General features: G+C 71.6%; 8 protein-coding genes. 1 reads left to right on the top strand and 7 read right to left on the bottom strand.

The window, feature by feature from the left end; all coding sequences use genetic code 11:
* Nucleotides 1-197: 197 nt before the first annotated feature.
* Nucleotides 198-1,223 (top strand): quinone-dependent dihydroorotate dehydrogenase, encoded by a 1,026-nt coding sequence (locus ACWGIC_RS44145; protein ID WP_452081915.1) that lies wholly within the window; start codon nt 198-200, stop codon nt 1,221-1,223.
* Between the two features lie 188 nt (nt 1,224-1,411).
* Here the strand turns inward: ACWGIC_RS44145 and ACWGIC_RS44140 are convergent, their stop codons facing one another.
* The 7 genes from ACWGIC_RS44140 to rimO all read right to left on the bottom strand — a co-directional run bounded on the left by ACWGIC_RS44140 (nt 1,412) and on the right by rimO (nt 8,362).
* Nucleotides 1,412-2,719: an allophanate hydrolase-related protein gene (locus ACWGIC_RS44140; protein ID WP_452081914.1), complete on the bottom strand. Its 1,308-nt coding sequence runs from the start codon at nt 2,717-2,719 to the stop codon at nt 1,412-1,414.
* Nucleotides 2,720-3,105: 386 nt separating this feature from the next.
* Nucleotides 3,106-4,095: a phage shock envelope stress response protein PspM gene (gene pspM / locus ACWGIC_RS44135; RefSeq protein WP_452081913.1), complete on the bottom strand. Its 990-nt coding sequence runs from the start codon at nt 4,093-4,095 to the stop codon at nt 3,106-3,108.
* Nucleotides 4,096-4,129: 34 nt separating this feature from the next.
* Nucleotides 4,130-4,990 (bottom strand): PspA/IM30 family protein, encoded by an 861-nt coding sequence (locus ACWGIC_RS44130; RefSeq protein WP_452081912.1) that lies wholly within the window; start codon nt 4,988-4,990, stop codon nt 4,130-4,132.
* A 254-nt stretch (nt 4,991-5,244) separates the two neighbouring features.
* Nucleotides 5,245-5,694, bottom strand: coding sequence for a helix-turn-helix domain-containing protein (locus ACWGIC_RS44125; protein WP_182893390.1), 450 nt, complete (start codon nt 5,692-5,694; stop codon nt 5,245-5,247).
* A gap of 100 nt (nt 5,695-5,794) precedes the next feature.
* Complete coding sequence (locus tag ACWGIC_RS44120; RefSeq protein WP_452081911.1) at nt 5,795-6,262, bottom strand: CinA family protein; 468 nt, start codon at nt 6,260-6,262, stop codon at nt 5,795-5,797.
* A gap of 7 nt (nt 6,263-6,269) precedes the next feature.
* Nucleotides 6,270-6,917: a CDP-diacylglycerol--glycerol-3-phosphate 3-phosphatidyltransferase gene (pgsA, locus tag ACWGIC_RS44115; protein ID WP_452081910.1), complete on the bottom strand. Its 648-nt coding sequence runs from the start codon at nt 6,915-6,917 to the stop codon at nt 6,270-6,272.
* Nucleotides 6,914-8,362, bottom strand: coding sequence for a 30S ribosomal protein S12 methylthiotransferase RimO (gene rimO / locus ACWGIC_RS44110; protein ID WP_452081909.1), 1,449 nt, complete (start codon nt 8,360-8,362; stop codon nt 6,914-6,916). The genes pgsA and rimO overlap by 4 nt, the downstream gene beginning before the upstream one ends.
* Between the last annotated feature and the right edge of the window lie 216 nt (nt 8,363-8,578).

Raw genomic sequence — 8,578 nt, 5'->3', positions numbered from 1 at the left:
GGTTGATTCAAAGCCTATATTCCCCCCATTACAACCCACCCCCGAACCGTCAGCACACTGGGCTTCGGGGTGCCCCCACACTCACCAAGGCGCAATGTCGCCCCCAGGCGACGAGCCGCCCCTCCCCACAGCGATCCCCACCACAACTACCCCCAGCCACCCCAGCCGACCCGCCCCCGATACGGCAGCATGACCCCGTGCTCTTCGACAGGATCGTCCGCCCAGCGATGTACCGGCTCGCCTACCACGACCCCGAGACAGTGCACGAACGCACCGTCACCCTGCTGAGCCGAGCCGGCACCGCCCTCCGCCCTCTCGCCAGGGCGTACCGCACCGACGACCCCGCCACCGTCCTGGGCCTGACCTTCCCCAACCGGATCGGCCTCGCCGCCGGAATGGACAAGAACGGCCGGGCCCTCCATGCCTGGCCCGCCCTGGGCTTCGGCTTCGTCGAAGTAGGCACAGTCACCCGCCACCCCCAGCCGGGCAACCCCAAACCCCGCCTGTTCAGCCTCCCGGCGACCGACGCCGTCATCAACCGCATGGGCTTCAACAACGACGGGGCCGAAGCACTGGCCGCCCGCCTGGCCGCCCACGGAAAACCCGCGGTCCCGCTGGGCATCAGCATCGGCAAGTCCAAGGTGACCCCGCTGGACGAAGCAGTCGAGGACTACCGCTTCTCCCTCCGCACCCTGCACCCCTTCGCCGACTACTTCGCGATCAACGTCAGCTCCCCGAACACCCCCGGCCTCCGCGCGCTGCAAGACAAATCCGCCCTGGCCGAACTCCTCGCCGAACTCCGCAAGACCGGCGCCGAACTGGGCGGCGACACTCCCCTGCTGGTCAAGGTCGCCCCCGACCTCACCGACGACGCGCTCTCCGAACTCCTCGAAGTCTGCCTCGACCACGGCGTGGCCGGAATCATCGCGACCAACACCACCCTCTCCCGCGAGGGCATCGCCCCCGCCGAAGCCGCACTGGCCTCCGAGACCGGCGGCCTGTCCGGCCGCCCCTTGACCGAGCGCTCGGCCGAAGTCGTGCGCTTCGTCCACAAAACGACCGACGGCAAACTCCCCATCATCGGCGTTGGCGGCATTCTCGGCCCGGACGACGCCCGCCGCATGCTCGACGCCGGAGCCAGCCTCGTCCAGATCTACACCGGCTTCGCATTGCACGGGCCCGGTCTGGTCCGCCGCGTCGGCCGGGGACTCGCCGCGCGGTAGCGGTTCGGGCCCGCCGGGACCCGGACTCGGCCGGCAGTGCTCGCACAGCGGCGAAGTCCGGGTTCCGGCGGGCGAACCCGCGCCTCCAACGAACGACCTCATCAGCGACCAGGCGCGATCACCGGCTCAACAGCACTGCCTGGGCAAGGCGTACCGGGCCAGACCGCACCGAGCCCGAAACCGCCGCCTCAGCCAGGAAACCGCGGCCCTCCAGTGCTGACGAACCGCAGGTAACCCCGCCAGGACGCGTACCGGTCCAGCCCTTCCCCGCCCGCCGCGGCCGCGGGCTCGCACAGCACCGCGAGCGGCGAACTCCCGTCCTCCAGCTCCACCCGGCCCAGCACGAACGGCTTCGCCAGCCCAGCCGCGAAACGGCCGAACGCCGCGGGAGACAACCGCCAGCGTTCGCCGTCCACACTGGCCGAGCCGGGTACCACGCCGGGCTGTGGCGGCGTGACCCCGTCGAGCAGCACCAGGCGGTAGCGCTCCGCCGTCTGGACCAGACCACCGAACCGAGCGCCGTGCAGCTCCTCATGCAACGGCTGGCCGCACAGATGCGCTCCGAACACCACGACGTCGACGCTTTCGCACGGATACGGATCCGGCGACTGCTCACCGGTCAGTACCGAAGCCAGGTCTATGCCGATCTGGTCCTCGAACGCCCGCGTCACCACAGTGATCCCGTACGGCCGCCGCTCCACCGGCACAGTCACCGCAGCGAGGTCCAGGGCGTTCAGCGTCGCGTCCAGGACGCCGATGGTCGGCAGGAGCACCGCATCCAGATCCGCCAGCAAAGAGCGGGCCTCAAGGACGTTCCCCGCACCGTAAAACGCATCCACGGCCACGGGGACCAGCACGGCGCCAGAAGCCTCCAGCGAAGCGGCAGCGACGTCGAACGCCCTCCTCGCGGGCAGCGGGAGGCTGGCTTCGGCGGGGATGCCGAGGCGCGGATGCTGTCCCGCGCCGAGACGGACGTCGGCTGGCCATTCTCGGACCGCCGGGTCGGCGCCATCGGGGCCGAGCATCGCCGCGACGGCCCGCTGGCCGGTCGTGAGGCGGTGCGCGGACACCGAGACGGTCGCCCCCGGGGTCAGGCCACGCGTCGGCTTGAGGGTGAGCACCCCGGGCGGCGCGGCGATCTCGCGCGCGGACGAATTCAGGACCAGGTCGACGATCTCGAGTCCGACGACCGTGTTTTCCGGGTCCGGGACAGTGGTTCCGAGCAGCACCGCGCCGGCGTCGGTCAGGCGCGTGACCGCGGGCGGTCCGGCGACGTCCGCCGCGCAGACCGTTCCGGCCAGCGGGAGGTCTTCGCCCGCGTGGACGCGCTCGTCGACGGTTTTCGCTTCGACGAGCACTTCCTCCATGGTGCGCACCGAGTCCCAGAGTCCGGGGCGGTCGGCTTTCGCCAGCCGCTCGAACGCGATGCGGACCCGCTCGTGCGAGCTGGGCGGGGGGACGGGAACAGGATCAGGTTCCGGCGGGAGCGTAGTCACGAGGGCGTCCTTTCCTCGGCGGGATCGGAGGAGTCCACTGTGCACGTCCGGCGCCGCGAACCTCAGCCCGCGACGCCGGGTCTGGCGGGTGCCAACACCGACCTCATGGGAAAAACGTTAAACCGCAGACGTTTCCGTCACCAGCAGGATCGGATTACGCGATTGTTGCGGTGTGCGGAGGGAACTCACGCACCGTCGCGGGCAGACTGTCGCGTTGCGCCGACCGGAATCCCAAACTCGGCCATCAGGACGGCGTTTCCGCCCGGCCGATCCGATTCCCGGAGTCGGCGCGGAACAGCGCGCCCGGACCACATTCACCCCGGGGGTCCGGCGTTTCGCGGCGGATTACCGGCCGCGCACCGCGACGGCGGGGCTGGATCAGCAGGTCAGCCAAGATCTTTCAGCGCCAGCGCCAGCCCGGCGAGCCGGTCTGTCGCGTCCGTCAGCGCCTCCCGCGACGTGACCATCCCGTCACTGCTCGCGGCCACCGCACGACCGGCCGCCGCGACCAGACCGCCGTAGCCCTCGACGCCGTCGTCGAGCTGTTCGCGCAGCTTTGTGACGGCGGCCTGCAAGGCCGACCGTTCGCGTTCCGGCGCGGAATTGCGGCCGCGTTCGATCGCCTGGATCCGGTCGGCCAGGCCGCGCAGCGCGCGGGCGGCCTCGTCGGCCGTCGCGCGGGCGTCGGCGACGGAGACCTCCGGAACCGCGGTGGTGCCCAGCGACGTCGGCACCGACAGCTGCCGCAGGAGTTCGCGCAGCGAGGCCTCGGACTCGGCCAGGCGCTCCATCGGCTCGCGCGCGGCCGAACCGGCTGCGGGCAGCGGCGGCGGACCGCTGGGCGCTGCCGGAAGTTCGACCTTCTTCAGCTCCCGCAACCGAAGCCCGGTGCGCACGCTGAACGTGCCGAACACCAAAGTGGCGAAACCGGAGAACACCGCCTGCCCGATTTCCGGGCCGGCCACCGCCCCGCCGAGCAGGCCAGTGGCGGTGAGCACAGTCAAGATCCCGAGCAGGATCGTGACCAGCACCCACAGCGTCAGCACGCGCGAGGTGCGGCGGATCCGGCGCTGATGCTTCGCGCTCGGCTCGTTCCAGCGCTGCCATTTCGCGCGGACCTCGGCGACCGCGGGCACTTGCCCGGCAACAGTGGAGAAAACCGCGGACGCGGCCGGAGCCGACGGACGGCGCGGCGCCGGCGGCGAAGCCGGACCGCGCTGGGTCCGGCCGTTCTGCGCGGGCTTCCCGCCGGCCTCGTCGGCCGGCGGGAAGTACCGCTGCAGCTTTTCCTGGGCGCGCTGGGCGTAATCGGGCAACCGCTCGATGTGCTTCTCGAGCTTGGCGTTGAACTCGCCGAAGTCCCGCCGTTTAGTCATCCCGCCGCCCCCTGCGCTGCCCGTGCCCGGCCGGTCAGGCCGGGTTCTTGCCCTGTTCCGCCTGCACGCGGGCCTGGATCTCCCGCTGGATGTCGCCGGACGCGGCCGCCGGCTTCGCCGCCCCCGCGCTCGCACCCGCGGACGCACCGCCGTCGGTGACCTGGGCGACCGAATCGCCGCGCATCGACGCCCGGATCTGCTCCAGCCGCGAGTGGCCCGCCATCTGGGTGGCCGACTCCTGGACCTCCATCATGCGGCCCTGCACCGAGTTCTGCGCCAGCTCGGCCGAGCCCAGCGCGGTGGTGTAGCGCTTCTCGATCTTGTCCCGGACCTCTTCCAGCGACGGCGTGTTGCCCGGCGCGGCCAGCTGGCTCATCTGGTTCAGCGAGGCGGAGACCTGCTCCTGCATCTTCGCCTGCTCCAGCTGCGAGAGCAGCTTGGTGCGCTCGGCCAGCTTCTGCTGCAGCATCGTCGCGTTGCGCTCGACGGCCTGCTTGGCCTGCGTCGCCGCCTGCAGCGACTGGTCGTGCAGCGTCTTGAGGTCTTCGATGCTCTGCTCGGCGGTGACCAGCTGCGCGGCGAAGCTCTCCGCCGCGGTCTCGAACTGGGTGGCCTTCGCCTCGTCGCCCTTGCTGCGGGCTTCGTCGGCGAGCACCAGCGCCTGGCGCGTCGAAGCCTGCAGCTTCTCGACCTCGCCGAGCTGGCGGTTGAGCTTCATCTCCAGCTGCCGCTGGTTGCCGATCACGGAGGCGGCCTGCTGCGTCAGCGCCTGGTGGTTGCGCTGCGCCTCCTCGATGGCCTGCTGGATCTGTACCTTCGGGTCGGCGTGCTCGTCGATCTTCGACGAGAACGCCGCCATCATGTACTTCCAGAACTTCACGAACGGGTTGGCCATCTCCTCCGCCTGCCTTCTTGCGTCCCACGGGCCCTGATTGCTTCGGGGCGGGGCGTCGCTCCCCTAGTCGCACAACGTACCGACCCCGGCGTTGGGTTCCATCGTGTCAGGTCGGCCTCCGCCGTTCCAGGCGACCCCGGGGGAATTCAGGGTCAGCCCTGACCCGCGCCCCGGACCCCGCCGCGAAGCCGTCCCCGCGCACGCCGACGGCCCCGGGGAGATCCCCGGGGCCGGACGGCGAAACACTGCCGGCGCTACGCCGCGATCGTGGACGCGAGCTTCGGCGCGCCGATCGTGGTCCGCAGCGTCGTGTTCATCCGCGGAGCGGGCTGAAGCCGCAGGTCGGAGAGGTCGTCGCCGATCAGCTCCGACACCAGGCGGCCGCCTTCGAACCCGGCCTCGCCGCGGTCGGGTACGGTCTCGCGCGGTGCGGTCTCCACCTCTTCGACCGGGGCGACCTCGACCTTGTCGAGGGCCGACACGTCGGCGGCGACCTTGTGCAACAGCTCGCCCAGCGGCAGCTCCAGCGCCTCGCAAATGGACGCCAGCAGCTCGCTGGAAGCTTCCTTCTGGCCGCGCTCGACCTCGGACAGGTAGCCGAGGCTCACCCGGGCGGCGCGGGAGATGTCACGCAGCGTCCGACGCTGGTTGGTGCGGGCATGACGGAGCCGATCACCGATCGCCTCGCGCAACAGCACGGTCATCACGCGCCTCCCTTCCCGAACTGGTGCCTCCTACGTTACCCAGAGCGGTACCCCGAGTGCAGGACTTGACACGTACGTACGCCAAGGGCGAACGCCGTTTTCAGTCTAGTTGTTCCCGGAGCAGCGCGAACGCGGCGCGCACCGAAGCGGTCCGGATCGTGTCCCGCCCGCCGCGCTCGACCAGTTCACGCACGGTGTCCGCCCCCGGTCCGCTGAGGCCGACGTACACCGTCCCCGGGGCCACGCCGTCCTGCGGATCCGGCCCCGCGACACCGGTCAGGCCGAGCCCCCAAGTCGCTCCGCACCGCTCCCGCGCGCCTCTGGCCAGCTGCGCGGCGACCTCGGGGTGCACCGCGCCGTGCTCGGCCAGCAACCGGGCGTCGACCCCGGCGAGCGCGGTCTTCAATTCTGTGGCGTAGACCACCAAGCCGCCGCGCAGCACCGCGCTCGCGCCCGGCACCTGGGCGAGGGTGGCGCAGACGAGACCGGCCGTCAGCGACTCCGCCGCCGCCACGGTTTCCCCCCGGCGGGTGAGGGTCGCGACCAGTTCGCGTGCCTCGGCCGTCACGCGCCCGTCACGTGCCCATCGCGCGGCGGCCGGCGGCGCGCAGCCGGATCGCGCGGACCAGATAGTCGACGCCGGTGATCACCGTCAGCGCCACCGCGAGGCCCATCAGCGCCCAGCGCACCGGTTCCGCGCCGGCCGGCAGCGGCAGCAGATAGGTCACGATCGCGACGATCTGCGCCATCGTCTTCGCCTTGCCGCCCCGGCTGGCCGGGATCACGCCGTGCCGGATCACCCAGAACCGCAGCAGCGTCACGCCGATCTCGCGCACCGCGATCACGATCGTGACCCACCAGGACAGCTCCCCCAGCGCGCTGAGCCCGACCAGCGCCGCGCCGATGAGCGCCTTGTCCGCGATCGGGTCGGCGATCTTGCCGAAGTCGGTGATGAGCCCGTAGCGGCGGGCGACCCAGCCGTCGACCTGGTCGGTAGCCGAGGCGATGGCGAACAGCCCGGTGGCGATCGCGCGCCACGCGGTGTCCTCGCCGTGGCCGGTGAACAGCGCGACGACGAACAGCGGGACCAGGACGAGCCGCGAGATGGTGAGCAGGTTCGCCAGGTTCAGCGTCGGGACCGGGGTGGTTTCGGGCACCTGGGCCCCGCCCTCGGACGCGGCGCGGGGCACGCCCTCGCCCGCCCCGCTGGGCGCGGCACTCACCGGCCGGCGTCCGGCGCGGGGCGGACGACCAGGTCGACGCCCGCGGAGTCGACGACCTCGCAGCGGACGAAGTCGCCCACCGCGAACGGCTTGGTGTTCTCGTCCTCGAGGATGACGCATTCCCCGTCGACCTCGGGGGCCTGGTGCGCGGCGCGGCCGACCGCGTCGTCGCCGTCGGTGCCGTCGTGCTCGACCAGCACGTCCACGAAGGTGCCGATGCGGTCTTCGGCGCGCTGCGCGGTCAGCTCCTCGACCAGCGCCGAAATGCGCGCGACCCGCTCGGCGACCTCGGCCGGGTCGAGCTTGCCGTCGAAGGTCTCGGCCTCGGTGCCGTCCTCGTCGGAGTAGCCGAACACGCCGACCGCGTCGAGGCGCGCGCCGGTGAGGAACCGCTCCAGCTCGGCCAGGTCGTCCTCGGTTTCGCCGGGGAAGCCGACGATCACGTTGGTGCGGATGCCCGCCTCCGGCGAGTATTCGCGGATCTGCTCGGTGAGCGCGAGGAACGAATCGGTGGAGCCGAACCGGCGCATCCGGCGCAGCACCTGCTCGCTGGAGTGCTGGAAGGACAGGTCGAAGTAGTCCGCGACGCCCGGCGTGGTCGCGATCGCCCGCACCAGCTGCGGGCGCGTTTCGGCGGGCTGCAGGTAGGAGACGCGGACGCGTTCGATGCCGTCGATCTCGGCCAGGCGCGGCAGCAGCAGCTCCAGCGCGCGGGTGCCGTCGCGGCCGAAGTCCTTGCCGTACGACGTGGAGTTCTCGCTGACCAGGAACAGTTCCTTCGCGCCGTTCTCGGCGAGCCAGGCCGCCTCGGCGACGATCTCGTCGGGCTGGCGGGACACGAACGACCCGCGGAACGACGGGATCGCGCAGAACGAGCAGCGCCGGTCGCAGCCGGAGGCGATCTTCAGCGCGGCGACCGGGGAATCGTCGAGCCGCGTGCGCAGGACCCGCGGGCCCCAGCCGTGCTGCGCGTGCCCGGGCACCTCGACCTCGGCCGTCGCGGCGGGCCGCTGCACCGGGCTGATCGGCAGCAGCTTGCGCCGGTCGGACGGGGTGTGCGCGGCGATCGAGCGGCCGGCGACCACGTCGTCCAGCCGCGCGGACAGGTCGGCGTAGTGGTCGAAGCCGAGCACCGCGTCGGCCTCGGGCAGGCTGTCGGCCAGTTCGTTGCCGTAGCGCTCGGCCATGCAGCCGACCGCGACGACCTTGCGGCCGGTGTCGGCCGCGGCGAGCAGCGTGTCGACCGAGTCCTTCTTGGCCGATTCGACGAACCCGCACGTGTTGACCACGACGACGTCGGAGTCCTCCGGTTCGGCGGCCAGTTCCCAGCCGCCCGCGGCCAGCCGGCCAGCCAGCTCCTCGGAGTCGACCTCGTTGCGGGCACAGCCCAAGGTCACGAGGGAGACACGGCGGGCACGAGCGGAATCAGCGGCTGGAGAAGGCACGACGTTCAGGGTAGCCGTCGCGTTCGGACCGCTCCGCGACGGCGTCGCCCAGTGCGGTGAAGCGGCCTCGCCCGGGCGGAATCACTTCCGCCGATGCCTGGGGTTGAGGCGATGCCGGGGTGCGGTCGAGGTCGTGTCGGTCCGGCGTCGACGGAGTCGGCGCGGCTCTTGCCGGGCTTGTCGTCTGTGAGGGGCCCCTTGAGGGAATCTGGTTCC

It is taken from the genome of Amycolatopsis sp. NPDC054798, assembly GCF_053611505.1.
Note: the sequence above shows the minus strand (reverse complement) of the source record. Positions and strands in the feature narration are given on the sequence as shown.